Source organism: Oleiphilus sp. HI0132, from assembly GCF_001635845.1.
On sequence record NZ_LWGJ01001480.1, the window covers coordinates 1 to 2,197 of the forward strand.

Genomic DNA, 2,197 nt, shown 5'->3' on the forward strand with positions numbered 1-2,197 from the left:
AACAAGATCAGAACTCCAAAGAAAGCCCGCAAAGCGACGAGCTCCTACAACAAGGAAGCATATATGAACGCCCTTACTCTCCGAGCTTTGGTCCTGCTGAGGCTAAAGTCACCATCGTTGAGTTTTTCGACCCAGCATGTGGTGCTTGCAGAGCTTTTTACCCTCTCGTAAAAGAGATTCAAGCAAGACATGAAAAGGATGTACGCATCGTACTTCGGTATGCAACCTTTCACCAAGGCTCTGAAGCTATCGTTAGAATGCTTGAAGCTGCGCGACTCCAAAACAAGTTCAAAGAGGTACTTGAAGCACTACTCATAGCCCAAGCCGAATGGACGGTTAACCATAAAGTTGTTGCGGATAAAGCTTGGCCTATTGCCGAAGCAGCGGGTTTAGATATTACACAGGCGAAAGCCGATATGACTTCAGATGAGATAAGCGCTCGCCTTCAACGGGAGAAGGACGATATTCGAGCTTTGCAAGTTAGCAAGACACCAACCTTTTTTGTTAATGAACAAGCGCTCCCCAAGTTTGGATCACAAGAGCTATACGATTTAGTTACCAAGGAACTCGCTAAATAATAATTGAGGTCAGAGTAAAAAATAATTTTTTACTCTGACCTCAATTTTAGTTCTCGCAACGCTTGGCTTTGGTAACCCAAGTAATAAACTCATGGGCAGGCATTGGTTTGGCGTGGTAATAGCCTTGCACGGATGAAACATTCTTCTCGGCAAGAATTTCCAGTTGCTCACGGGTCTCAACCCCTTCGGCAACAACCCTCAATCCGAAGCTTTGTGACAAAGAAACAATCGCATCAATAATCGCTGTCCCTTTGCTCTCTATCTGTTTGATAAAACTTCGGTCTATTTTCAACTCATCAATTGGAAAGGAGTGCAGATAAGCCAAAGAGGAATATCCAGTACCAAAATCATCGACAGAGAATCTAAAACCTTTGCTCTTAAGCGACTGCATTTTTTCAACAATCATCTCAACGTTTTCCATCAGCATACTTTCAGTGATTTCCAATTTAAACTTCGAGGTAGGTAGCGAAAACTCATCTACCACTAGTTTAATGCGTTCCTCCAAATCAACGTCGAATTGGCATGCGCTGATATTAATTGCCATCGTACACCTATCATGAGACGCTCCAGTCTCTTTTAGTGCAACGATCAACTCACATGATTCGCGCAGGACAATCTCTTGAATACGATGGATCGCGCCGGTCTGCTCAGCAATAGGAATAAATTTGTCGGGGCTAATTACCCCTTCCTCTGGGTGAATCCAGCGTACCAGAGCTTCTGCTCCTACTAAGGCTCCCCCCATATCCAACTGGGGCTGAAAGTAAGCTTCAAACTCATTCTTTGATATCGCTGCTTCAATATCACGCTCAATTCTTAATTGAAGGTCAGCCATTCTTTGCAACTCAGGGTCAAAGAATGCGTAGCGGTTACCACCTGCCTTTTTGGCTTTATACATCGCGGAGTCAGCACGTTTCAAAATTTCACTGGCGGAAACTGCTTTTTCATGGATCAAACAAATACCAATACTCGCACGCACGGCATAGTGAGCGTCCTGAAGAGTCAAGGTTTGCGAGAACACGTCTAATAAACTTTCAGCCAGCTTACTTGCTTCACGATGCACGTTATCAATATTTTTAGACTTAGACTCTAGTAAGACGACAAACTCATCACCCCCTAGGCGCGATAAATTTGTTTGGGGCCCAATGAATGGTTTCAGATTGTCAGCGATCTTGACCAGTAACTGATCACCGACCGTGTGGCCCAGCGAGTCGTTAATTCGTTTAAAATTATCCAGGTCCATAAATAGCAATGCGCCGATTAAATCATAGCGAGCAATTTTATCTACCGTGCAATCAAGATAATCATTAAACATTCTACGGTTCGGCAAGCCTGTTAATGGATCATAGTAAGCCAGCCTCTCAATATTTTCTTCTGCCTGCTTTTTTTCGGTAATATCTCGGGCGATCCACAGAACATGCTTTTTTTCTGGCTGCTCAGGCAAGTAATGATTGATCGGACAGATTCGCCCTTCAAAGACCCTGCGTCCCCCCTTCACTTCTAGAGTATATTCAAGAAATTCCAGCTCTGAATACTCGAGCGCCCGCCTAATAGCAGAAGTCAGCTGAACAGCGGTATCACAATCAATCACTTCTCGTATATTTTTACCGATAAGTTCTGAA

At 43.9% G+C, this 2,197-nt stretch carries 2 protein-coding genes; one reads left to right on the top strand and one right to left on the bottom strand.

Going from position 1 to position 2,197, the window contains the following annotated elements:
* Positions 1-578, top strand: a 578-nt coding sequence (locus A3766_RS22930; protein ID WP_068643019.1) for a thioredoxin domain-containing protein, incomplete at its 5' end; no start/stop codon positions are given.
* Positions 579-624: 46 nt separating this feature from the next.
* On the opposite strand, the gene A3766_RS22935 is transcribed toward A3766_RS22930, so the two are convergent.
* On the bottom strand, positions 625-2,197 hold a 1,573-nt coding region (locus tag A3766_RS22935; RefSeq protein ID WP_068643021.1), incomplete at its 5' end, for a bifunctional diguanylate cyclase/phosphodiesterase.